This window comes from Variovorax sp. Varisp41 (genome assembly GCF_047325085.1).
Taxonomy (GTDB): domain Bacteria; phylum Pseudomonadota; class Gammaproteobacteria; order Burkholderiales; family Burkholderiaceae_C; genus Variovorax.
In genome coordinates this window covers 779,718-802,504 of sequence record NZ_CP168541.1, presented here as the reverse complement: position 1 = coordinate 802,504, position 22,787 = coordinate 779,718, and the positions used below count along the sequence as shown (strand labels likewise).

Annotated in this window: 24 protein-coding genes; 10 read left to right on the top strand and 14 right to left on the bottom strand. The window is 70.2% G+C overall.

The features are described 5' to 3' along the window. Positions 1-3: 3 nt before the first annotated feature. Positions 4-720, top strand: a complete 717-nt coding sequence (locus ACEN9J_RS34935) for an ABC transporter ATP-binding protein (RefSeq protein ID WP_057594136.1) — start codon at positions 4-6, stop codon at positions 718-720. A 15-nt stretch (positions 721-735) separates the two neighbouring features. Here ACEN9J_RS34935 and ACEN9J_RS34930 read toward each other — a convergent pair whose 3' ends face one another. After that, positions 736-2,154: an aldehyde dehydrogenase family protein gene (locus ACEN9J_RS34930; protein WP_413765625.1), complete on the bottom strand. Its 1,419-nt coding sequence runs from the start codon at positions 2,152-2,154 to the stop codon at positions 736-738. A gap of 115 nt (positions 2,155-2,269) precedes the next feature. On the opposite strand from ACEN9J_RS34930, the gene ACEN9J_RS34925 reads away from it, so the two are divergent. The 3 genes from ACEN9J_RS34925 to ACEN9J_RS34915 all read left to right on the top strand — a co-directional run bounded on the left by ACEN9J_RS34925 (position 2,270) and on the right by ACEN9J_RS34915 (position 4,110). Continuing rightward, positions 2,270-3,241 (top strand): LysR family transcriptional regulator, encoded by a 972-nt coding sequence (locus ACEN9J_RS34925; RefSeq protein ID WP_413765624.1) that lies wholly within the window; start codon positions 2,270-2,272, stop codon positions 3,239-3,241. Positions 3,242-3,464: 223 nt separating this feature from the next. Further along, a complete protein-coding gene (locus ACEN9J_RS34920; protein WP_413765623.1) occupies positions 3,465-3,815 on the top strand; it encodes a type II toxin-antitoxin system RelE/ParE family toxin in 351 nt (116 codons plus the stop codon). Next, positions 3,796-4,110 (top strand): DNA-binding protein, encoded by a 315-nt coding sequence (locus tag ACEN9J_RS34915; protein WP_413765622.1) that lies wholly within the window; start codon positions 3,796-3,798, stop codon positions 4,108-4,110. Before ACEN9J_RS34920 ends, ACEN9J_RS34915 begins: the two co-directional genes overlap by 20 nt. 56 nt (positions 4,111-4,166) lie before the next feature. On the opposite strand, the gene ACEN9J_RS34910 is transcribed toward ACEN9J_RS34915, so the two are convergent. The 8 genes from ACEN9J_RS34910 to ACEN9J_RS34875 form a co-directional block, all read right to left on the bottom strand. Then, entirely contained in the window at positions 4,167-4,694 is a 528-nt protein-coding gene (locus tag ACEN9J_RS34910; RefSeq protein WP_413765621.1) for an ATP phosphoribosyltransferase regulatory subunit, read from the bottom strand. Between the two features lie 212 nt (positions 4,695-4,906). Next, a complete protein-coding gene (locus ACEN9J_RS34905) occupies positions 4,907-6,376 on the bottom strand; it encodes an IS1182 family transposase (protein ID WP_413761731.1) in 1,470 nt (489 codons plus the stop codon). A 199-nt stretch (positions 6,377-6,575) separates the two neighbouring features. Then, the gene (locus ACEN9J_RS34900; protein WP_413765620.1) at positions 6,576-7,400 is read right to left on the bottom strand and encodes an AadA family aminoglycoside 3''-O-nucleotidyltransferase; all 825 of its coding nucleotides are present in this window, start codon (positions 7,398-7,400) and stop codon (positions 6,576-6,578) included. Positions 7,401-7,469: 69 nt separating this feature from the next. Further along, on the bottom strand, positions 7,470-8,093 hold the full coding sequence (locus ACEN9J_RS34895; protein ID WP_413765619.1) for a hypothetical protein: 624 nt from the start codon (positions 8,091-8,093) through the stop codon (positions 7,470-7,472). An 8-nt stretch (positions 8,094-8,101) separates the two neighbouring features. Beyond that, positions 8,102-8,872, bottom strand: a complete 771-nt coding sequence (locus ACEN9J_RS34890; protein ID WP_413765618.1) for a DUF899 domain-containing protein — start codon at positions 8,870-8,872, stop codon at positions 8,102-8,104. A 29-nt stretch (positions 8,873-8,901) separates the two neighbouring features. Next, positions 8,902-9,564 carry a PQQ-binding-like beta-propeller repeat protein gene (locus tag ACEN9J_RS34885; protein ID WP_296726819.1) on the bottom strand — a complete coding sequence of 221 codons (663 nt, stop codon included), beginning with the start codon at positions 9,562-9,564 and terminating at the stop codon, positions 8,902-8,904. Positions 9,565-9,612: 48 nt separating this feature from the next. After that, positions 9,613-10,833 carry a helix-turn-helix domain-containing protein gene (locus tag ACEN9J_RS34880; protein ID WP_413765617.1) on the bottom strand — a complete coding sequence of 407 codons (1,221 nt, stop codon included), beginning with the start codon at positions 10,831-10,833 and terminating at the stop codon, positions 9,613-9,615. 13 nt (positions 10,834-10,846) lie between these two features. After that, complete coding sequence (locus tag ACEN9J_RS34875; protein WP_413765616.1) at positions 10,847-11,824, bottom strand: AraC family transcriptional regulator; 978 nt, start codon at positions 11,822-11,824, stop codon at positions 10,847-10,849. A gap of 126 nt (positions 11,825-11,950) precedes the next feature. Here ACEN9J_RS34875 and ACEN9J_RS34870 point away from each other — a divergent pair, with 126 nt between their 5' ends. From ACEN9J_RS34870 to ACEN9J_RS34845, 6 genes are all read left to right on the top strand, one after another. Continuing rightward, positions 11,951-12,655 carry a fumarylacetoacetate hydrolase family protein gene (locus ACEN9J_RS34870; RefSeq protein ID WP_413765615.1) on the top strand — a complete coding sequence of 235 codons (705 nt, stop codon included), beginning with the start codon at positions 11,951-11,953 and terminating at the stop codon, positions 12,653-12,655. 25 nt (positions 12,656-12,680) lie between these two features. Then, entirely contained in the window at positions 12,681-13,559 is an 879-nt protein-coding gene (locus ACEN9J_RS34865) for a polysaccharide deacetylase family protein (RefSeq protein ID WP_413765614.1), read from the top strand. A 78-nt stretch (positions 13,560-13,637) separates the two neighbouring features. Next, entirely contained in the window at positions 13,638-14,888 is a 1,251-nt protein-coding gene (locus tag ACEN9J_RS34860; protein WP_395346658.1) for an MFS transporter, read from the top strand. After that, positions 14,885-15,643, top strand: coding sequence for a sulfite exporter TauE/SafE family protein (locus tag ACEN9J_RS34855; RefSeq protein ID WP_261211052.1), 759 nt, complete (start codon positions 14,885-14,887; stop codon positions 15,641-15,643). The genes ACEN9J_RS34860 and ACEN9J_RS34855 overlap by 4 nt, the downstream gene beginning before the upstream one ends. A 41-nt stretch (positions 15,644-15,684) precedes the next feature. Next, positions 15,685-17,106, top strand: a complete 1,422-nt coding sequence (locus ACEN9J_RS34850; protein ID WP_413765613.1) for an amidohydrolase family protein — start codon at positions 15,685-15,687, stop codon at positions 17,104-17,106. A 117-nt stretch (positions 17,107-17,223) separates the two neighbouring features. Continuing rightward, complete coding sequence (locus ACEN9J_RS34845; RefSeq protein ID WP_413765612.1) at positions 17,224-17,418, top strand: hypothetical protein; 195 nt, start codon at positions 17,224-17,226, stop codon at positions 17,416-17,418. Positions 17,419-17,433: 15 nt separating this feature from the next. Here ACEN9J_RS34845 and ACEN9J_RS34840 read toward each other — a convergent pair whose 3' ends face one another. From ACEN9J_RS34840 to ACEN9J_RS34820, 5 genes are all read right to left on the bottom strand, one after another. Beyond that, positions 17,434-18,417: a Bug family tripartite tricarboxylate transporter substrate binding protein gene (locus tag ACEN9J_RS34840; protein WP_413765611.1), complete on the bottom strand. Its 984-nt coding sequence runs from the start codon at positions 18,415-18,417 to the stop codon at positions 17,434-17,436. Between the two features lie 28 nt (positions 18,418-18,445). Then, positions 18,446-20,227, bottom strand: a complete 1,782-nt coding sequence (locus tag ACEN9J_RS34835) for an FAD-dependent monooxygenase (protein ID WP_413765610.1) — start codon at positions 20,225-20,227, stop codon at positions 18,446-18,448. Further along, positions 20,224-20,814 (bottom strand): hemerythrin domain-containing protein, encoded by a 591-nt coding sequence (locus ACEN9J_RS34830; RefSeq protein ID WP_057594193.1) that lies wholly within the window; start codon positions 20,812-20,814, stop codon positions 20,224-20,226. The genes ACEN9J_RS34835 and ACEN9J_RS34830 overlap by 4 nt, the downstream gene beginning before the upstream one ends. A gap of 83 nt (positions 20,815-20,897) precedes the next feature. Continuing rightward, positions 20,898-21,743, bottom strand: a complete 846-nt coding sequence (locus ACEN9J_RS34825; RefSeq protein WP_413765609.1) for a helix-turn-helix transcriptional regulator — start codon at positions 21,741-21,743, stop codon at positions 20,898-20,900. Positions 21,744-21,899: 156 nt separating this feature from the next. Then, positions 21,900-22,748 (bottom strand): IclR family transcriptional regulator, encoded by an 849-nt coding sequence (locus ACEN9J_RS34820; protein WP_057594191.1) that lies wholly within the window; start codon positions 22,746-22,748, stop codon positions 21,900-21,902. Between the last annotated feature and the right edge of the window lie 39 nt (positions 22,749-22,787).

Below are 22,787 nucleotides of genomic sequence, written 5' to 3'. Positions count from 1 at the left end.
ACCATGCTCGAGATCCGGAACCTCGACGTCCACTACCGCGGCATCCAGGCGCTGCGCGGTGTGAACCTCCATGTGAAGCAGGGCGAGATCTTCGCGCTGATCGGCCCCAATGGCGCCGGCAAGTCGAGCCTGGTGAACGCGCTCTCGGGCCTCGTGCCCGCGGGCGGCGAGATCCGCTTCGAGGGCCAGCCGCTGGGCCGCATGCCCGCGCACCTGCGTTCGCGCGCCGGCATCATCCAGGTGCCCGAGGGCCGGCGCGTGATTGCGCCCCTGTCGGTGGCCGAGAACCTCGAGCTCGGCCGCCAGGCCGCCGGCGTGCGCGGCAGCGACGCGAAGGACCTGGAGCGCGTGCATGCGCTGTTCCCGGTGCTCAAGGACCGGCGCCACCAGCTCTCGGGATCGCTGTCGGGCGGCCAGCAGCAGATGCTCGCGATCGGCCGCGCGCTGATGGCACGCCCGCGCGTGCTGATGCTCGACGAGCCCAGCCTCGGGCTCGCGCCCGTGATCATCAAGGAGGTGTTCCGCGCGCTGGTGCAGCTCAACCGCGAGGGCATGACCATCCTGCTGGTGGAGCAGAACGCGCGCCTCGCGCTGCAGACCGCGCACCGCGCCGCGGTGCTCGAGCAGGGGCGCATCGTGCACGAGGGCATGGCGAGCGACCTGGCGAACGATCCGGTGATTGCGGACCACTATTTCGGGCGCGCGGGATTGATCGCCTGATCGGCACGCTCGGGGTCAGGCGGTGGTGATCGTCTTCGGCTCGAGGAAGGCTTCGAGCCCGAAGACCCCGAACTCCCGGCCGAGGCCCGACTGCTTGACCCCGCCGAAGGGCGCGAGCAGGTCGGGCGCGATGCGGTTGACGAGCACCGTGCCGGCCTCGAGGCGCGCGGCGACGCGGCCGGCGCGTTGCGCATCGGACGAGAACACGTAGGCTTGCAGTCCGTAGGGCGAGTCGTTCGCGATCGCGACAGCCTCGTCCTCGCCCTCGTAGCCGAGCACCGACAGCACCGGCCCGAAGATCTCCTCGCGCGCGATGTCCATGTCGTTGCGCACGTCGGCGAACACCGTGGGTCTGACGTACCAGCCGCGCGACAGCCCCTCGGGCCGGCCCTCGCCGCCGGCCACGAGCGTCGCGCCCTGTTCCTTGCCGCGCCGGATGAAGCGCTGGATGCGCTCGAACTGGGCCGCGTTCAACAGCGGACCGATCGCGGTGGCCGGATCGCGCGGATCGCCCACGCGCAGCGCTGTCGCGATGGCGGCGATGCGCTCGATCGCTTCCGGCATGCGCGCACGCGGGATCAGGAGCCGCGTGCCCGCCACGCAGGCCTGGCCGTTGTTCATGAAGGCCGCGTTCAGCGCCAGCGGCAGCGCGCTCGCGAAGTCGGCGTCGTCGAGCACGATCGAGGCCGACTTGCCGGTGAGCGCGAGGCTCACGCGCTTCATGGTGTCGAGCGCGGCGCGCGCGATCAGCTTGCCGGTGGGCGTCGAGCCCGTGAACGACAGCTTCGCGATGCCGGGATGGGTGGCGATCTCGTCGCCCACGTCGGCGCCGCGGCCGAGCAGCACATTGAACGCGCCCGCCGGCAGGCCCGCGTCGTGCAATGCCTCGGTCACCACCCGGGCCTGGATCGGCCCCAGCTCGCTGGGCTTGATGACCGATGCGCAGCCCGCCGCGATCGCCGAGGCGAGCTTGCTGCAGACCGAGCCGGCGACGCTGTTCCAGGGCGCGATCAGCCCGGCCACGCCGACTGGCGCCAGCGTCACCGTGGAATCGCCCACGCGGCGCGTGAACTCGAAGGCCTCGAGCGTGCGTGCCGCGTTGGCGAAGCATTGCGAGGCGTAGTCGCTGACCCACTGGGCGCGCGCGAGCGGGCCGCCGTACTCCTCGATGGTCGCGTCGCGGATCGCGTCGGTGCGTGCGAGCACGGCGGTGCGCAGCCGCTCCAGCATCTCGATGCGCTCGGCCTTGCCAGTGGCGGCCAGCGCGGGCTGGGCGCGCTGCGCGGCCGCGATCGCACGCTTCGCATCGTCGCGGTTGGCGAGCGTCGCGCTGCCGATGCGCTGTTCGGTCGCGGGGTTGGCGATCTCCACGACCTCGGTGCCCTGCACGGGCACGAAAGCGCCGTCGATGTAGGCCTTGTCGATGTTCCACATGGTGCTGACTCCTGGCTTGTTGCCGCCGGTTGGCGGGGTTGAAGGCAGTCTAGGAATCCGCCATCGTTTTGAGAATCCGATCAAAATGAGATGACTCATCCAGAAAATCGGAACAATGCACAAGAGCGGCCTGATCGAACTCGAGGTGGTGCTGGCCGTCGCGCGGCGGCAGGGCTTTCGCGCCGCGGCGGTGGAACTGGAGATGTCGACCACCGCCGTCAGCAATGCCGTGTCCAGCCTCGAGGCCCGGCTCGGCGCGCGGCTGTTCCATCGCACCACGCGCAGCGTCTCGCTGACCGAGGCCGGCCGGCAGTTCGTCGAGCAGATCGGCCCGGCCGTCACCAACATCCGCGATGCGATGGACAGCGTGGGCGAGCGCCGCGCCACGCTGGGCGGCACCCTGCGCATCAACAGCGCGCTGGGCGCGGCGCTGATGGTTTTCCGCCCGCTCGTGGCGGAGTTCCTGCGCCGTCACCCCGGCGTGACCGTCGACATCGTCACCGAAGGGCGCATGGTCGACATCGTCGCCGAGGGCTTCGACGCCGGCCTGCGCCTCGCGCCGCTGGTGCCGCGCGACATGGTGCGCGTGCCGCTCGGCGGCAGCCTGCGCATGGCCGTGGTGGCGTCGGCCGAGTACTTCGCGAACCGCCCCCGGCCCGAGGTGCCGGCCGACCTGATGCAACACGCCTGCATCCGCGCGCGACTGCCGAGCGGCGTGCCCTCACCGTGGGAGTTCGCGCAGGGCGGCGAGCCTTTCACTGTGGATGTGCCGGGGCCGCTCGTGCTCGATGCGCCGATGCTGATGCTGGAGGCGGTGCGGCAAGGCGTCGGCGTTGCGCAACTGGCCGAGTGGTACGTGGCCGAAGACCTCGCGAGCGGGCGGCTGGTGCGCGTGCTCGACGAGTGGACGGTGCCGGTGCCGGGGTTGTGCATTTATTACGCGGGGCATCGGCATCTGCCTGCGGCGTTGCGGGCGTTGGTGGATTTGGTGCATGAGCTGCGGGCGGGTGAGGAGAAACGAAGTGGCGGGGCCGGCGTTGCGAAAGGAAAGCGCGGGAGCGGCAAGGCGAGATCGAAACACGGGTGATTTTTTCGGCAGGCCTGTGTGCGACGGCGCGCCCGCACCTTCCTTGCACTTCTGCCAAGTTTCTGCCGCGCCGGGGTTCCACCTGAGCGTGGCGAGCCTCCAGACGGAGGTCCGTCGGGGTAGTCTTCACCCCACAAGAGCAAGCGTGAGGGAGGAGGCGAAAAGATGGCAAGTCGATGCGGCCCTTCATCGATGCGTTGACATTTTTCGTCTATAAACGAAAATGAATGCCTACAGCGTCGAGCACTATCTGACGGCGGAAGAGCACCGCGATCCCTACCTGGACTGGTTGCAGCGTCTGCGTGACAACCAGGCGAAGGTGTCGGTCATTCGACGTGTGGCCCGGATCGAGCTGGGCAATTTTGGCGATCACAAGTCTTGCCGCGATGGTGTCTGGGAATTGCGCATCGACCTGGGGCCGGGCTACCGGGTGTATTACGCCCTGTCCGGCCATCGCGTGGTGCTGTTGCTGTGCGGTGGCGACAAGCGGACTCAGGAGGCGGACATCGCCAAGGCGGTGATTCATTGGCAGGACTGGCAACGGAGAGCGGACGATGAGAAGCAAGCCCCATGACGAAGCGATGGCCGAGCTGTATCGCAGCGATCCGGCCCTCGCGCTCGAGGTCATCAACACCATCCTGGCCGATGGCGACCAGGCCGAACTGCTGATCGTGCTGCGCCAGATGACGCAGGCATTCGGCGGGGTGCAGGCCGTGGCCGAGCAGGCGCAACTGAATCCGACCCAGCTCTATCGCACGTTGTCGCCGAAGGGCAACCCTGCGCTCAGCAGCCTGTCTGCCATTCTCAGGGCGATGGGGTTGCGATTGGCGGTGCAGCCGCTGGTGGCCGCATCCGCTTCCATCAACTGAGTTCCGCCCAGCCGGAGCGGATCGACTTGCAGGGGCCGCGTCAGCGACCCCTTCGCTCACCGCAGCCCCTGCGCCTTCAACGCCAGCAGCAGCCTCTCGGCCCCGATCCCGAAACCAGCGCCCTCCAGGTATGCACCGCCACCGAGCACTTGCTGTTGCGCACCCAACTGGGTGCAGCGCGCTTCGAAGCCACGCCCCCCGAGGTAGTAGCTGAGACCCCGCCTCGCGGCGGCATCGAGCTCGAAATCCAGGCCCAACGATCCGAGAAAGCCTGTACCGATTTCCTGGCTGCGCTGCGCTGAACGTTCGGAATCGGGCGATAGGTATTCGAAGCCGAGCTGCACGAACTCGCGGTAGCGGCCGGCCTGTGGGCGTTCGTAGCGATAGCAGCGCGCGATGTAGAACAGCATGCGTTCCCGCCGGCTGCCGAGCAGTTCCCGGCATTGCTCCTGGAACAGCGCGGTGGCTTCGGGGATCAGGCAGCAGGGTCGCCCTTTCTTGTCGGCGAAGGTCCACATCTGGCCGATGACTTCGCTGCCGCCGGCTTTCTCGATAAAGGTGTCCTGCGACCACAGCGCAGGCACGATGGCTTCCTCGGCGCCGGCCTCAATGAAGATAGCCCCGGAAGCGTGCTTCCAGGTCGCGCGCCTGGGCGGCTTCTTCGCCGACGATGAAACGGGTTCCGCGAAGCATGGTCATGACGGTCTCTCTTTCGTGTAGACATAAAAAAAGGCGCCCTGGGGCGCCTCAGGCTGCTGACGAACCCCATGTTTTCCGGAACATGGGGTTTTGTCTTTCAAGCGAAGCCGATTTCTGCGCGGCGCTCGCCCCATCGAGCTGCAACGAGGTCCGAGCAGGCCTGGATGCGCTGTTGCGCAGTCAGAACGCGCCTGCGATGACGTAAAAGCGCCCTCAGACGCGCCAGCAGCAGCGCGATCTTCTTGATGTTCTGCGCAGCCGCCGCCAGCAAGCACTGCTCGGCCACCTTGCGCAGCCCTCGCATGCGTGCGTAGCGATGCCCGTGCAGCTGCTTGGCATCGGCGAAGCTGCGCTCCACCGTCTCCTTGCGCCGCGCATACAGGCGCTTGCCCTCTTCGGTCAGACGCCTGGTGTCCACCCGCTCCTTGGCCCACTCCCAGACGTGGCGCACCACCACCTTCACCGCATTGGCGCTGCTCGTGCACTGCCCGCGCAGCTCGCAGCGTCGGCAGATTGCCGGATCGGACTTGTACTCGCGATAGCCCACCCGGCTGGTCGTGCTGTACGCCAGCGCCTGCCCCGCCGGGCAGACATACTCGTCGCGGTAGCGGTCGTATTCGTACTGGCGCTTGTAGAAGGTGCCCGGCTTGTGGGTCGGCGTGCGGTAGCCCATTACCCCGGCGATGCCACGCGTCTCCAGTCCCTGGCAGATCGCCGGTGTGAAGTAGCCCGCATCCAGGCCCACGGCCTGCACCTGCAGGCCGAAGCGCTCTCGCTGATGGTCCAGCCGCCCCAGGTACGGCTGGCTGTCGTGCACCGAGGCCGGCGTGACGTGGGTGTCGGTGATGATGGCGTGCTTGGCGTCGACCGTGCGGTGGTCCAGGTAGAAGAAGCCTCGAGGCTTGTCGTCGCGCACCATGAAGCCGCTGTCGGGATCGGTGCGGCTGCGCTTGACTTCCTTGCTCGGCGGCGGGGTATCGTCGTCATCACGCTTCAAGGGCTTCTTGCCCTGCGCGGCGCGATCCGCATCGACCGCCGCGTCCAGCGCTCCCAGGTAGGCCGAGGGTGTCTGCTGGACCTGCACGAGGTCGAACTTGTTCTTGTTGGCGTTGGCCTTCAGGTGGGTGCTGTCGGTGTACAGCACCCGGCCATCGACCATGCCGTGGCCGATGGCCTGGCGCACGATCTCGTCGAAGATCTCCTGGTACACGGTGGTGTCGCTGTAGCGGCGGCGCCGGTTCTGCGAGAAGGTGGAAGCGTCGGGGACCTTGTCGGTCAGGCGAAAGCCGGCAAACCAGCGGTAGGCCACGTTGACCTGCACTTCGCGCATCAGCTGCCGCTCGCTGCGTACGCCGAACAAGTAGCCCACCAGCAGCAGCTTGAACATCACGACCGGATCGAGCGCCGGGCGGCCGTTGTCGGCGCAGTACAGGTGAGCGACCTTGGCCCGGATGAACTCGAAATCGATCGCCGCTTCGATCTTGCGCAGCAAGTGGTCCTGCGGCACCAGCATCTCCAGCGTCACCATCTCGAGTTCTTGCTGCGCGGGGGTGGGGCTCTTGAGCATCCCGCCATTTAAAAGCACAAAGCCCTCGCCGGGGGCGAGGGCTTGGGGTTTGTCAGCAATCTGAGGCGCCCTGGGGCGCCTTGGTTTGCGGTCGACCGGCTCTCAGTGCCGGCCCGACATGGACGCATCAACCCAGGCGTAATCGCTGCGGCCATGGTGATGGCGGAAGAAAGCGGTGGGAATGAAGCGGTCCATGCGTTCATTCTTGCACAGGGATTGCATGCAGAGAAGGGCGAGAAGCCAACGCCCGTTCCACAGCCGGCTTGGCATACGCCACAAACCCCGCCACCTCGCCCTGACGCGACGCCAGATCGTCCTCCGCCTGCCCCAGATAAGCCTCCCTCGCCCGCGCCATCAACGGACGCAGTTCATCAGGCAGCCGTTCGATCACCCAAGCCGCGGCCGCATCCTTCGAAGCAATGCGCCCGGTCGCGGCGCTGAACCAGATGCGCGCCAACGCGAGCACCACGTTGCGTTCGTCGCCCTCCCAATCCGCGGGTTCGTTCCAGATGCCGATGGTGTCGTGCAGCGCCTGCGCGAAGTCGCTCGCGGGCACCGGATCGAACAGGGTCTCGGCGGCGGGGCCGATCAGCGGGACGCTGTGTTGCCTGGCCTTGGTCAGCAGGATCGCGAGGTCGCGGTCGATCTCGGGCGCGTCGAAGACGCCGGCCTTCAACTCGTCGCGCAGCCATTCGCCGAACTGCAGTTCGCGCCGCGCCGGGTAGCGCCAGGGCAGCACCTCGTCGCGCACGACGATCGTGACCTCGAGCGGGCGCAGGGCCGCGTCGGTGCCGGGCGCGGCCGACACCGAGAGCAGGTCGGTCATCAGCGCCTGCCGGGTCGCGAGCGCCAGCGGCGCGGTCACGCAGACCAGCAGGTCGATGTCGCTCCCGGGCTGGAGGCCACCGTCGACGGCGGAGCCGAACAGGTGCAGGGATTCGAGGGTGTCGGACAGGTGGCGTTCGAGCACGACACGGGAGAGCGCGAGTTGCGGTGCGATGTCGATGGGGAGCAATGCGGTCATCGGGCTATTCGAACGTCGACGCATCGCGGTTGCAATCGTGCACCCGTCGGGCCGAGGGGTTTTCGACCGTCAGCGCAGCGCGATCAGCAGCAAGCCTGTAGCCGCCAGCGCCGCGGTCCAGCCGCGCTTCAGTGCCTGCCCTTCGAGCCACCGCGGATGCCGCGCGATGCCGCGGCACACGCCGGTCGCGATCAGCCCGGTGGCCAGCAGCATCGCCGCCGTGTGCACCGCGACCGCGGCGAGCGCCAGCGTCATCGAGCCCGATGCGGTGATGGCCCGCGCGGGGTCGCCGCCGAGGCACAGCGGCACGAGCGCGGGCACCAGCATGAGCCCGGCGCCGTGCGCGGTCGCCATCACGAAGGACCAGCCCGCGAGGCCCGCATGGCCGGCTCGCCATCCGATGGTGGATCGACCGCTGCGAAACAACCGGCAGGCGGCCGCGAAAAGGAGCGCCGCGCCCGCCAGCACCTGGACCAGTGCGCGGTCCAGCCACATCCCTTGCGCGACGACGAAGGCCACGATCGCGACCGATGCGAAATGCCCGACGGCGATCGGCAGCAGCGCGCGCCGTGCCCTTCCATCGTCGCGCGCCTGCACGCCCCAGGCCGCGGCAAACATCCAGCCGTTGGCCGGACTCAGTCCATGCAAGGCGCCGAGTCCCGCGACCGCCAGCCAAGGCCAGAGCGCGGTCATGGGAGGTCTCAGCCGCGCGACGAGCAGCACGCATGCGCCGCGGGCCGCGTCTCGTAGCGGTCGTGATGCCGCACCCATGCCATCGTGTGCTCGAGCCCTTCCTCGTCGCGCCCCTTGGGCACGAGGTCGATCAGCGGATAGGCGCCCATCATCACCTCCACGCCGCGGCCATAGCGCGAGTAGGTGTGGAACACCTGGCCCGCCGCGTCCTTGAAGAACACGCTGATGCCCGGCGCCTCGGCCTGCGGAAAGGGTTGCATGGCGAAGTTGTAGTAGACCGAGCCGCTCGCGAATTCCTCGGGCGTGAAGCTGACGTGGAAGTCGTGGTTGAAGTCGTTGCGCGCCGACGAAACCCACTTGAACTTCCAGCCCATGCGCTCGCGAAAGCGCTCGATCTCGGGCAGCGCATTGCGCGAGACCACGAGCAGCGTGACGTCGCGCGCGGCCAGGTGCGGGGCGGCGCCGTCGTGGTGGTCGGCCATGTACGAGCAGCTCGGGCAGCCCTGTTCCCAGCCGGGCGCGAACATGAAGTGCTGCACCAGCAGCTGGCTGCGGCCCTCGAACAGATCGGCCAGCGCGCGCGGGCCGTCGGGCGTGTCGAAGACGTAGTCTTTCTCGACACGTACCCAGGGCAGGGCGCGGCGTTCGCGCGCAATCTGGTCGCCCAGCCGCGTGAGTTCCTTCTCGCGTTCCAGCAGGGCACGGCGCGCCTCGGTCCATTGCGCCCTGGAGACGATGGCGTGGTGCGTCGTACCCGCCTCGGTGGTCGTTGCATTCATCGGATGCTCCTTGCGTGAGGTTCGGTGGATCAGTGCGCGGGCCGGCGCACCGCGCGGACCTTGCCGCTCGGGCCGCCGCCGCAGTAGAAGAGGCCGGCACCATCGGACTCGAGCCCGCTGACGCCCGTGCCGCGCGGCATCTCGAGCCGCTCGAGCACCTCGCCGCTGCGCGGGTCGATGCGGCGGATGTCGCTCTCCTCGGCCTCCCAGGTGCCGTGCCACAGCTCGCCGTCGACCCAGGTCACGCCGGTGACGAAACGGTTGCACTCGATGGTGCGGCGCACGGCGCCGGTCGCGGGATCGATCTCGTGGATCTTGCGGTCGCGGTACTGGCCCACCCACAGGCTGCCCTCGGCCCAGGTCAGGCCCGAGTCGCTGCCCTGGCCGGGCGCGGGGATCGAGGCCAGCACCCGGCCGGTGGCGGGGTCGATCTTGTCGATGCGGGCCTCGGCGATCTGGTAGAGATGGGTGCCGTCGAAGGCCGTGCCGGCATCGCAGGCGCGGTCCAGCGCCTTCGTGGTCTCGCCGCTGTCGGGGTCGAAGGCCACCAGCTTCTCGCCGGTGGCGGCCCAGACGCGCTGGCCGTCGTGGGTCACGCCGTGCACCTGGGTGGCGCCCGCGAAGGGCCCGTACTCGCGCACGATCTCGGCCGCCTGGGCCCTGGAACTGTCGTGGATGGTTTTGGCTGTCATGGTTGGCTCCTTGGGAGGCACCGAAACGTCGGCGCCTTGGAGACAACTCTATGCAATCGCGAGCGTGGAGGGGAGTAACAAGATCGTCGTGAAACCGGCCAGCGGCGGCGCCAGCCAGCGGCGCGCGCGGGTCTGGCCGATGGCGCGCACGCGGCCCTCGGCCTCGAGATCGGCCAGCGCGCGCTGCACGGTGCGCTGGCTGGCGTCGAGCGCGAGCGCCAGCGCCGAGGTCGACCAGGCGGCGCCGTCGGACAGCAGCGCGAGCAGCGCGGCCTGGTCGCCGGCGATCGGCGGCGCCAGCACCGAGACCGGCCGCTCGTCGTGCGGCCGCAGCACGAAGCCGCGCGCGCTGGCCTCGATGCGCGCCAGCGGCTTGACGAGCGCGCGCAGCCGGCCGATCTCGACGCGCAGGCGTGCGCGGTGGGTTTCGTCGGGGTCGCGCGTGCGGAACACCTGCGCGATCAGCGCCTCGCGTTCCACGTCGCCGGGCCAGGCCTCGGCCAGCGCGAGGGCGAGCGCGAACAGCACCGGGCGGCGCGCCAGCGCGCGCCACGTCGTGCCCGCGCCCACGCCGCGGCGGCAGGCATCGACCACCAGCGTGCCCGAGTCGAGCAGCGCCTCGACCTCGTCGAGCCGCAACATTCGCTCGCCGCCGGAAAAGCATTGCCGCGCGGCGGGCCGGTCGAGCGCGGCGCGCGTGTCGACCACCTCGGCCAGCAGGGCCGGCACGCCCGCGTGTTCGGCGGCGATGCGCGCACGGGCCAGGGCTTCGCGCGCCGGCGCAGTGCGCAGGGAACGCAGCGCCAGTTCGGCGGTGGCGAGCTCGGCCACGGCCGCGAGCGAGGCCGGCAGGCCCTGGCCGTCGAGACGGGCCAGCGCTTCGCGAGCCTCGTCGAGCCGCCCGAGCAGCAGCGATCGCCGCGCCGCGATCAGCCAGGCCTGCAGCGCGTTGGCGGGGTCGGCATGCGCCTCGAGCGTGGCGGCCGCCGCCAGCAGCGCGCGCGGCGAGCCGCCGAGGTCGCGCATCGCCAGCGCCACCTCGGCCTCGGCGACCACGCAGCGCGCGCGTGCCAGCGCCTCGTGCGCGCCGAAGCCGCGCGCGGCACGGCGCAGCAGTTCGCGGGCGCGCGCATGGTCGCCGAGCTGTGCCATGGCGATGCCGCGCAGCGCCAGCGCCGGCGGATCGTCGCGCAGCGCGACCCGCTTGAGCGCGCCGAGCGCATCGCCCGCGGCCAGCGCGCGCGCGGCGGCGGCGATCAGGGAGTCCATCGAAGTGGCGCCGCTATTCGATCCAGGTTCGCGCGCCCACGCCCTGGTACTGGCGCCGGTAGGCCGAGGGCGTGGTGCCCACCACCTGCCGGAACCGGCGCGCGAAATGGGCCGGCTCGGCGAAGCCCGTGCTCTCGCCGATCTCGGCCGCCGAGGCCGAGGTGAAGACCAATAGCGTCTTGGCGCGGTCGATGCGCCGCTCGGTCACGATCTCGAGGAAGGTCTTGCCGGTCTCGCTCTTGAGCAGGTGCGCCAGGTGGGTGGCCGACACGTGGCTGGCCTGCGCCGCGTCGCCCAGGGTCAGTTCCTGCGCCAGGTTCTGCGTGATGTAGCGGATGCAGCGCAGCACCGCCTGCTTGTACGACTGCAGCACCAGGCCCTGGGCCTCGCAATGGCGGAAGTCCTCGCCGTAGCGCCGCCACACCATGCCGATCAGGTTCAGCAGATGGCTGCGGATCAGCAGGTGGCTGGCCGTGTCCTCGCCCGAGGGCCGCTGCGCCTCCTGCGTCATGCGCTCGCACAGCGCCTGCAGCTGCTCGGTCTCGGCCGCGTCGAAGCGGAAGTCCAGGCAGTGCTGGAAGCGGAACGGCGCGAGCTCGGGCGCGCGCGCCAGCGGCACCTCCGACAGCTCGAACACGTCGAGATCGAGCGAGGGCAGCAGGTAGTCCTTGCTGATGTTGATGATGTGGAACACGCCGTCGGCCGCGTTCGGGATGTAGTGGACCAGGAAGGGCAGCACGAAACTCACCGTGCCGGGCCCGATCGGGCGCTGGCCGCCGCCGATGTAGTGCGTGGTCTCGCCGCGCGTGTTGACGTAGATCTGGAAGTATTCGTGCCGGTGCGGCACCGGGTTCGGCAGGATGTTGCTCTGGTCGTGGATGCCGAAGTAGGCGCGCTGCGCCCGCGTGGCCATGGTGTAGTTGCCGATGGCGGGGCGCGCGGCGCCGGAACGCGGCAGGGGCGGGTCGATGAGGGAGGGCGCTGGTTGCATGGCGGGCCTGGCACGAGGAATCGCAAGGATTGCATATCTTTGCGCAAGCCTGTGCGTTGAGGCAGAAGGGCCTCGTTCCTAGACTCTAGCCACTCCTTCACAACCCTTCCAGAGAGACAACACGCAATGTCCCCCAGCCCCGCGCCCGGCGCCGCCGACGCCCTCCAGGTCGCCCCCATCTCCATCGACATCGTCGGCAGCGACCGGCAGTTCCCCGTGCGCCGCGTCTACTGCGTGGGCCGCAACTACCTGGCCCACATCCGCGAGATGAAGGAGGGCGACGAGCGCGATCCGCCGTTCTTCTTCCAGAAGCCGGCCGATGCCGTGGTGACGGACGGCCGCGTGCCTTATCCGGCGCTGACCGAGGACTTCCAGTTCGAGTTCGAGCTGGTGGTGGCGATCGGCAGCGAGGCCTCCAATGTCTCGCCCGACACCGCGCTCGACCATGTGTTCGGCTACGCGGCCGGCCTCGACATGACGCGCCGCGACCGCCAGCGCGAGTGCAACAAGCGCGGCCTGCCGTGGGAGCAGGGCAAGTCCTTCGACCATTCGGCGCCCTGCGGCCCGATCCACCCGGTGGCGCGCGTCGGCCACATCCGCTCGGGCGCGCTGAACCTCGCGGTCAACGGCAGCGTGCGGCAGGATTCGGTGCTCGAGAAGATGATCTGGAACGTGCACGAGATCGTCAGCGAGCTGTCGAAGCAGTACCGCCTGCTGCCCGGCGACCTGATCTTCACCGGCACGCCCGAGGGCGTGGGCCCGGTGCAGCGCGGCGACCGGCTCACGGGCTGCATCGAGGGGCTCGAGCCGCTGCAGGTCGAGATCGTCTGAACGCACAAGGCCAAGGAGACACCGCATGAAACCGCTCGAACGCATCGCCTATTCGGCCATCGCCGACCGTCCCGCCCGCCGGCTGCCCGGCGGCAAGCGGCTCGCCGTCTGGGTCATCGTCAACGTCGAGGAATGGAACATCGACGAGACCATGCCGCGCACCGTGCTCACGCCGCCGGCCGGCGGCTCGCCCATGCCCGACATCCCGAACTGGGCCTGGCACGAGTACGGCAACCGCGTCGGCTTCTGGCGCATGCTCGAGGCGATCGACGCGCTCGGCATTCCCGCCACGCTCGCCATCAACGGCTCGGCCATCGGGGCCTACGAGCCGATCGCCAAGGCGGCGAAGGCGCGCGATTGGGAGTTCATCGGCCACGGCTTCGGCCAGCGCAACATGCAGAAGGTGCCCGACGAGGCCGAGGACATCGCCAGGACCACCGAGGCGATCCGCGCCTACATCGGCAAGCGCCCGCGCGGCTGGCTCGGCCCGGGCCTCACCGAGACCTGGCACACGCCCGACATCCTGGCCGAGCAGGGCTACGAGTACGTCTGCGACTGGGTGCTCGACGACCAGCCGGTGGAGCTGAAGACGCGCAACGGCGGCCACATCGTCAACGTGCCCTACACGCAGGAATGCAACGACGTGGCGATGATGCTGATCCAGCACCACAAGGCCAGCGAGTACCGCGACCGCGCCATCGACCAGTTCGAGCAGCTGTACGCCGACGCCCGGGACTCGGCGCGCGTGATGGCGCTGGTGGTGCATCCGTACATCATGGGCGCGCCGCACCGGCTGCGCTATTTCCGCGAGGCGCTGGCGCACATCCGCGAGCGCGAGGACGTCGGCTTCTTCACCGGCGAGCAGATCCTCGACTGGCATCTCGCGACGCGCGACGCCGCTTGAGACCCGCCCCGGCGCGCGCCGCCGGGGCTGCCTTTTCCCCAGAACAAGAGTCTCGCCCCGGCGAGAAGGAGACAGATCGTGCATTCCACCACCTCGGCCCTGCCGCTGGCCGGCGACGCGCGCCGCGAGGCGCCCATCAGCGGCCTCGAGATCGCCATGTTCCTGGTGCTGCTCGCGTCCTACGCGCTCAATGCGATGGACCGGCAGATCTTTCCGCTGATCGCGGCCGACGTGCGCCGCGAGTTCGGCTTCGGGCTGGCCGACACCGGACTGCTGTCGACCATCTTCACGCTCGGCATGGCGGTGGCCGGCGTGCCCACCGGCTACCTGCTGGCGCGGCTGTCGCGCAAGACCGTGCTGCAGATCGGCATCGCCATCTTCTCGCTGGGCACGCTGCTCACGGCCTACTCGCACGGCTTCGCCGACATGATCGCCTACCGCGCCGCCACCGGCATCGGCGAGGCGATGCAGCTCACGGTGGTGATCGCGATCGCGGCCAGCCACTTCGCGCGCTACCGCGCCACGGCCGTGGGCGCGATCAATTTCTCGTTCGGCATCGGCGCGATCGTGGGGCCGCTGCTCGGCGGCCACCTGATCGGCGCCGAGCGCGACTGGCGGCTGCCGCTGGTGGTGTTCGGCGTGGCGGGCTTCGCGGCCATGGCGCTGATCGCGCTCACCGTGGGCCGTCGCATGACCGAGAACGTGGCCGCGGCCGACACTCGCGCCGACCAGCGCGGCGCCGAGCGCATGTGGAACCGCAACACCGTGCTGCTGACCGCGATGAGCGTGATCGGCGGCCTGTGCATCTACGGCTACCTCGGCATGTACCCGACCTTCCTGCGCGAGCACCTGCACTACACGCCGGCCGACACCGGCCGCGTCATGAGCATCTTCGGCTTCGGCGTGTTCGCCTCCATCTTCGGCGGCTGGCTCGGCGACCGCTTCCATCCCAAGCTGGTGCTGTCGCTGAGCTTCGTCGGCACCGGGCTGCTGGGCTTCCTGCTGTTCTCGGGCCCTACCGGCATCTGGGTGCAGTCCGCGTTGTCCTTCGCCTGGGGCCTGGTGGTCAGCGGCGTGCTCTACGTGAACCTGGCCGGCTATCACATCAAGGCGGTGCGCGCCTCGCTCACCAACCGCGCCACCGGCGTGTTCGTGACCACGCTGTACGGCGCGGGCGCCTTCGCGGGCTACATCATCGGTGCCATCGCCGCGCGCCTCGGCTGGGGCTCGGCCGGGCTGCTGCAGATCACGCTGCTGGCGGCCGTGGGCGTGGTGCTGACGGCGCTGCTGCGCACCGACCGCATGTCGCTGCCGGCGCGCAAGCCGTGACCACGGCCTTCGAATGGGCGCTGCTCGGCGGCGCCGCGGCGCTGGCCGGCGCGCTCAATGCGGTGGCGGGTGGCGGCAGCTTCCTCACCTTGCCGGCGCTCGCGCTGGTCGGCGTGCCGCTGGTGTCGGCCAATGCCACCGGCACCGCGGCGCTGCTGCCGGGCTACCTGGCCGGGGCCTGGGCGCTGCGGCGCGAGCTCGCGGGGCCGATGTCGCCCTCGCTGCTTCGGCTGGGCGTGCTCTCGGTGTTCGGTGGCGCGGCCGGTGCGGCATTGCTGCTGTCGACCTCGAACCAGGCCTTCGGCCGCATCGTGCCCTGGCTGCTGCTGGCCGCGACGCTGCTGTTCGCGATCGGGCCCGCGCTGGTGCGACGCCGGGCCGAGGTCGCCGCACCGGGGCGCGCCTGGCTCGCCGACCTGGGCATCGTGGCGGTCGCGGTCTACGGCGGCTACTTCAACGGCGGCCTCGGCATCCTGCTGCTCGCGGTGCTCGGCGCGCTCGGGCATGCGGACATGGGCCGCATGAACGGCATCAAGAACTTCGTCTCGGCCATCCTCACGCTGATGGCGGTCGCGATCTACGCGGCCAGCGGCGCGATCGTCTGGACCCATGCGCTGTGGATGGCGCTCGGCGCCACGGCCGGCGGCTATGCGGGCGGCACGGCCGCGCGGCGGCTGCGGCCGGAGCTGGTGCGTGGGTTCGTGGTGCTGACGGGGCTCGCGATGACGGGGGCCTTCTTTCTCAATGCGCGCTGAGGCGCGCGATCCTTTTCCTCACTTCCTCACCGGGACAGCCCATGCAAACCAGCAAGAGAGACTTCATTCGCCTGGCCGGCGCCCTGGCGGTGGCCGCCACCGGCGCGCCAGCGCTCGCCACTTCGGCCCGGGCAAGCCGCGGCAGCTACCTGATCCGCAACGGCGCGGTGATCACGGTCGACCGCGCCACCGGCACCCTGCCGCGCGCCGACGTGCTGGTGCGCGACGGCACCATCGAGAAGGTGGGCCGCGGCCTGCGCGCGCCGGGCGTCGAGGTGATCGACGCCACCGACCGCATCGTGATGCCGGGCTTCGTCAATTCCCACTACCACCTGTGGAGCGCGATCGGCCGCAGCTTCACGGCGCGCGAGGGCTTCTCCTACTACCCGGCCAAGGGCGCGACCTCCACGCTCTACACGCCCGAGGACTTCTACAACAGCGTGCTGCTGGGCTGCGCCGAGCTGGCCCATGGCGGCACCACGACCGTGCACAACTGGTCGCACAACACGCGCTCGCCGGCCCATGCCGACGCCGAGTTGCGCGCGCATCGGCAGTCGCTGCTGCGTGCGCGCTATTCCTACGGCCACGTCGACCAGATGCCGGCCGACGAACTCAACCGCTACGAGGACCTGGCGCGCGTGCGGCGCGACTGGTTCGGCGAACGTTCGCCGCTGGCCGGCCTGGTGCACCTGGGGCTGAACCTGCGCGGCCCGCAGCAGAGCACCGAGGCCGTCTTCCACGAGGAGATGAAGTTCGCCAAGGCCAGCGGGCTGCCGGTCGCGATCCATGCGCCGCAGGAGGCGCCCAACAACGTCGACGCGCTCGACTACGAGCGGCGCGGCTACCTCGGGCCCGATTTCATGATCGCCCACTACGTGCCCGCGAGCCCGGCCGACCTCGCGGCGCTCGCGCGCACCAGGACGCCGCTGAGCTTCGCCACCCATTCCGAGCTGCGCCTGAGCGGCACCGGCGACGCGCGCGCCGCGCTGTTCGCGATGCGCGCGGCGGGCCTCGCGGTCTCGCTGTCGAGCGACGCCACCTCGATCGCGCCGCCAGACATGTTCGAGGCGATGCGCTTCACCTGGAACCTCGGCGTGCCCTGGGCCGGCACGCCGAGCGCGGGCGCGAAGCCGGTGGGCGTGCACGAGGTGATCGAGATGGCGACGATCAACGGCGCCATCGCGCTGGGGCTCGGCGATGTCACGGGCTCGATCGTCGAGGGCAAGCGCGCCGACATCATCCTGGTGCGCGCCGATGACCTGAACATCGGCCCGGTGGGCAACGCCGAGACCGCGATCGTGCAGAGCGGCAGCGCCGCCAACGTCGAGACCGTGATGGTCGATGGCCGCATCGTCAAGCGCGGAGGTCGTCTGGTGGCCTACGACACCCCGGCCCTCATGCGCCGCGCGCGCCAGTCGGCCGAGCGGATTCGCGCGGCGGCGGGCGCGGCCCTGCAGTCCTGAATACAGCGGCCGCCTACAAGCGCCGGGCTTCGGCACTGACGGGTGCCCGCACGGCCGGCCCCTACCATCGGTCCCCATGCGCCGGGCCTGTTGCCCGGCAAGCACCAGGAGCCGCACATGACGAAAAAAATAGGATCGCTGGCAGCCGGTGCTGCCCTGCTGGGATCGTTCTTCCTCGCGATCCTCGCGCCCATGGCGTGGGCGGTGGAGAAGGACGATGCCGCCACCGAGACGGTGATCCAGACCGCCGCGCCGGCCTGCGAGGCCACGGCCGCGCACGACGGCGTCTTCACCAAGGCCTGCCTCAAGTAGTCGGTCAGGCCGCCGTCATTCGGCCTTGATGCCCCGCTCCCGCACCACGCGGCCCCACTTCACGGTCTCCGACTGGATGTACTGGGTGAACTGCTCGGGCGTGCCGCCCACCGGGTCGATGCCCGCCTCGCCGAGCTTGCGCCGGATCTCGGCCGGCGCGATGGCCTTGAGATAGGCCGCCTGCAGTGCCTGCACCACGGCATCGGGCGTGCCGGTGCGCACGCTGAAGCCCTGCCAGCCCTCGACCTCGAAACCCTTCACGCCCTGCTCGGCCACGGTCGGCACCTCGGGATAGGCCGCGATGCGCTTGGCGCCGGCCGCGGCGATAGGCCGCAGCCGGCCCGACTCGATGTGCGGCCGCGCGGTGGCGCGGTCGAGGAACATCAGCCCCACCTGGCCGCCCAGCAGGTCCTGCACCGCGGGGCCGCCGCCCTTGTAGGTGATGGCGACCAGCTTCATGCCGGTCTCGCGCGCCAGCAACTCGGTGGCGAGGTGGTGCGTGGTGCCCACGCTCGGCGAAGCGTAGTTCAGGCCCTCGGGGGTGCGCGCGGCCAGCGCGATCAGCTCCTGCAGGTTGCGCACCGGCAGGGTGTTCGGGTTGACCACCAGCAGGAAGTCGAACTTCGCCGTCATGGTCACGGTGCGCAGGTCCTTGAGCGGGTCGTACGACAGCTTGTCGAACATCGCCGGGTTGACCGCGTAGGTGGTCATGTCGCCGAGCAGGAAGGTGTGGCCGTCGGGCGCGAGCTGCTTGGCCACGGCGGTCGCGCCGATGATGCCGGAGGCGCCGGGGCGGTTGTCCACGATCACGGGCTGGCCCAGCACCTCGCCCATGCCGGGCGCGACCAGGCGCGCGAAGAAGTCGGTGCCGCCGCCGGCCGGGTAGGGCACGATCAGGCGGATCGGCTGGCTGGGCCAGTTGCCTTGGGCAGCAGCGCCGAAGGCCGCGGGGGCCAGGGCGCCGGTGGCCAGGAGCGAAAGCAGGGTGCGTCGTTGCATGGTGGCTGTCTCCTCGTTCGTTGGAATATCAGGCCGCGAGATCGCGTTGCAGGATCTTCGCGAAGGCCGCTGCGAGCTGGCCGTGCGCGTTGTTGCCGCGGCCCATGGCGCGCCAGGCCACGTGCTGGTCGGGCCGCACCAGGATCCCGCCGTCCGACGAGACGCCGCGCAGGCAGCGCCAGGTGCCCTCGACGTCGCGCACCGCGGCCGCGTCGTGGATCTCGACGATGTCCACCGGCAGGCCGGCACCATGCGCCAGTGTCGCCGCGGCATCGGCCCAGGCCGAGCCCTGGCGGCCGGTCAGCAGCGTGAAGCGGCCCGGGCGCACCAGGTCGAGCGTGGAGATCTTCCTGCCGTCGCGCTCGAGCCAGGCATGCGGCAGCCGGTGGCCGGGCCGGGTGGTGGGCACGTAGGTCTGGCCCAGCGGATCGCGCTCGGGCGTGGGCGTGCCGTCGGGCATGACGGCGCCGAGCTCGTAGTGGTAGCCGAGCTCGATGTCGTGCGCCTGCCATTCCATGCGCTGCACTTCCATGATCTGTGCCAGCCGCGCGCGCCGCGTGCGGCCCTCGGCGTCGTCGGCGAAGTAGCGGCGGAAGTTCGCCTGGCTCAGCTCGGCGTTGCCGCGCACCAGGCCGATGCCGGCATCGGTGAGCTGGTGGTTCTGAAAGGTCATCAGCGCCCACTGGATGTTGAACGCGGCCACCGGGCGGCGCTCGGCCTCGTAGCTGTCGAGCAGGCTGTCGTGCGCCTCGCCCTTCAACACCGCCGCGAGCTTCCAGGCCAGGTTGTGCGCGTCCTGGATCGCCGAGTTCAGGCCCAGGCCGGTGGTCGGCGGATGGCGGTGCGCGGCATCGCCCGCGAGCAGCGCGCGGCCCCAGCGGTAGCGGTCGACCAGCACGCCCTCGACCGTCCAGTGGCCGATGCCGATGATGTCGGGATGCAGGTCGGGGATCTTGAGCAGCTCGCGCATGCGCGGCAGCAGCGACGACTCCTCGAAGCGGGACGGGTCGTCGGGCCGGAAGCTGAAGTGGAACATCCATTCCTCGGAATGCCGGCCGAAGCGCGTGGGCCCGAGCTGGCCCAGCACGCCGCTGGCCCAGGAGCCGCCCTCGGGGTTGACGAACCAGGTGGTCATCGAGTGGTCGTCGTCCCAGTACTTCGAGAGGTCGGCGCGGAAGTAGACCGTGACCATGTGCGCGAGGTCGGTCGCGCCGCTCATCACCGCGCCCAGCGTCGGGCCCACGGTCTTGCCGCCGTCGGCGCCGATCAGATACTTCGCGCGAACGCGGTATTCCTCGCCGCTGTCGCGGTCGAGCACGCGCGCGGTCACGCCGTTGTCGTCCTGCTCGAAGGACTGCAGCTGGTGGTGGTAGCGCACCTGCGCGTTCGCCTCGGCCGAGGCCAGCTCGCGCAGCAGCGGCTCCATGCGCACCTGCGGGTAGAGCGTGGATTCGCAGGGGCTGTCCTTCGCGTAGTGCTGCGCGAGCGAGCCACCGCCGAAGGACTCGATGCGGTAGAAGGTGCGGCGGTCGAGCTCGCCGTCGCCGGCCAGCGTGGTGCACCAGCGGATGTGCGAGATGTGGGCCAGCGGCATCGAGCGTTCGTAGACGCGCTCGGCCACCTCGAACTGGCGCAGCAGCTCCATGGTGCGCTGGCTGATGTAGCGCGCCTTGGGCAGCCGGCCCGGCGCCGGATGGCGTTCGATCAGCAGGCTGGCGATGCCCTGGCGCGAGAGGAACAGCGAGGCCGCGAGGCCGCAGCCTCCGCCGCCGACGATGAGAACGGGAACGTCGATGTCTTGCATGGTCATTTCTGGAGCGTGGGATCGGGGCAGGAGGTGCGGGCGGTGATGCGCGCGAACAGGGCGCGGTGGCCCTGCGTCATCGCGGCATCGGTGTCGCCGCGCTGGCGCGCGAGTGCCTCGGCGAGTTCGCGCCAGTCGGCGGGCGAGAGGTAGTCGGCGGCCACTGGCAGCACGTAGCTTTCCTCGACCTCCATGTGGCCGAGGTAGACGGTCGAGTGCGTGTGCAGCAGCAGCTGGAAGGATTCGCGGTGCACCTCGCCCATCAGCTCCCAGGCGGTCAGCGCATGCTCGAGCTCGCGCACCGACGACTCGCCGCGCTCGTGCTCGGCCTCGAGCCGGGCCAGCACCGGGCGCAGCGCCGGGCAGCGCTCGCGGATCTTCGGGAACAGCAGCTCGCTCTCGCTCGCGTGGTGCATGCGCGCGGGCATCTCGTCGAGGTAGAACAGCATGGCGCGCAGCTCGTCGAAATCGGGCCGGCGGGCCGAGCGGCGCGCCTGCTCGACGCTGTCGCCCAGTGCCCGCAGCACCGTCGCGAGGGCCTGGTGATCCTCGAGGATCAGCTGGACGGCGGAGGGTTGGAGCAGGGGCGGCATCGGTGCGACTCGGGCATGGCCTCATTGGGGCACAGCCGGGCGCCGGGGTCAGTCCCGCTGCAGGGGACGCGCGACGTCGCGCTCTAGTGCAGCGCGCGCGAGGCCATGGTCTGGAAGCGCTCCGCGCTCCAGCGGCCCCAGCGCGCGAGATACCAGGTCAGCAGCTCGCGCTCGCTGCCGATCACCAGCCGCTGGTAGGCGCGCTTGCGGTAGGTCTTCACGGTCTCCTCGCTCACCGCGAGGTCGAGCGCGATGCCGACCGACGACAGCCCGTAGAGGATGCGTGCGCAGACCTCGGCCTCGCGCCGCGGCAGCGGGCTGGTCGCCACGATGCAGTTCTCGATCTCCTCGAGCGTGGTCAGCGCCTGCGCCACGTCGGGCCGGCTCTGGCACACGTCGGCGTGCTTCGAGAGCATCGCCAGCAGCAGCTCGGCCGCCTGCGCGAGGCGCTCGATGCCGTCGTGCGCGAATGGCGTGTGCGGGTCGGCGCGCAGCACGCTGAGGCCGAAGGCGCCGTTGGCGCCACGGCCGCACAGCAGGATGCGGTCGCGCACGTGCGGGTAGACGCGCGGGCGCAGGTCGTCGTATTCGTGGTCGCTGAAGTCGACGTGGATGATGGTGGCGGCCGCGCCGTCGACGCGGCGCTGGGCTTCCGTCATGGCCGGGTCGTGCTTCCACAGGCCCTGCTTGACGTAGCTCTCGACGCGGTCGCGCGCGGTGCGCTCGGGCTGCACGCAGCAGGCCGCCACTTCGCGCAGCTCGTCCTGGCCGAGGCGGAAGGCCGCGAAGTGATCGGCGCCACACAGCGCATGCAGGTAGTTCGCGAGCGCGGGCGCGAAACGCTCGCTGCCCATGCCGTCGACCAGGCGCGCGAGCTGCGCTTCCGAGGAGGAGGCGGCCGCGGGCCGGTCCTGGATCATCACCGTCATCATCGTTGTCTCCTGGGGTACCGCCAGGCGCCTCCGGGGCGCCAACTGCCCGGACTTCTGTGTTCCGGGCAGGTTTCAAATTCCGTAATCAGATTACGCTCATCGAAATCCTGACTGTGTGAGGAGAAACCCTCCGCTGCGCTGCGGCAGGCGGTTTCAGCCCCAGCCCATGCGGCGCGAAACGTCCTCGGCGCGCGCCGACAGCACGGTCGCCACGTGGCCGTCGAGCCGGGTGTCGATCAGGCCGGCCGAGCCCATCACGGTCATCACGCCGGCCACCGCGCCCGCGTGGTCGAAGATCGGCGCCGACACGCCGTGCAGCCCCGGATTGAGATCGCCCTGGATGCGCGCGAGCTTGCGCTTGCGCACCGACTCGAACAGCGTCTCGACATCGGCGCGCGTCATCTTCCCGGCGGCCGGGTTCGGCGTCGCGCCCGGATGCGGCACGCCCGAGAGTTCGCGGTCGATCAGCGGCGCCGTCACCGAGGCCGGCAGGTAGGCACCGAAGATGCGGCCGGTGGAGGAGGTCAGCATCGGCATCACCGAGCCGGGGCGGCCGCTGATGATCAATGCGTCGTTGGTTTCCTCGAAGCGCACGAAGGTCGGACCGGCCGCGCCCCAGACCGCGAGGCCGACGGTGAAGCCGAGTTCGTCGCGCAGCTCGCCCAGCGTGGGCGAGGCCACCTGCACCACGTTGAGCCGGCGCAGTGCCGCGAGGCCCAGCCGCACCGCCAGCGGCCCGAGCCGGTAGCCGCCGCTGGCGGCGTCGCGCTCGGCCAGCCCGCTGCGGCAGAAGCTCACGAGGTAACGGTGCGCCTTCGGCGGCTGCATCTCGGCGCGCTCGGCCACGGTCTTGAGCATCAGCGGCGCGCCGGTGTCGATCAGCGCGGACAGCACGCGCACCGCGGTGTCGACCGCCTGCACGCCGCCCGCGTCCTCATCGCCGGCGCCAGGGCCCGTGCCGTTCGTCTCGTCGGCGCCATGGCCGGACTTCGCATCTTTCATGGGGGAGGGCGGGACCATCCGCACGAGACTAGCACGGGC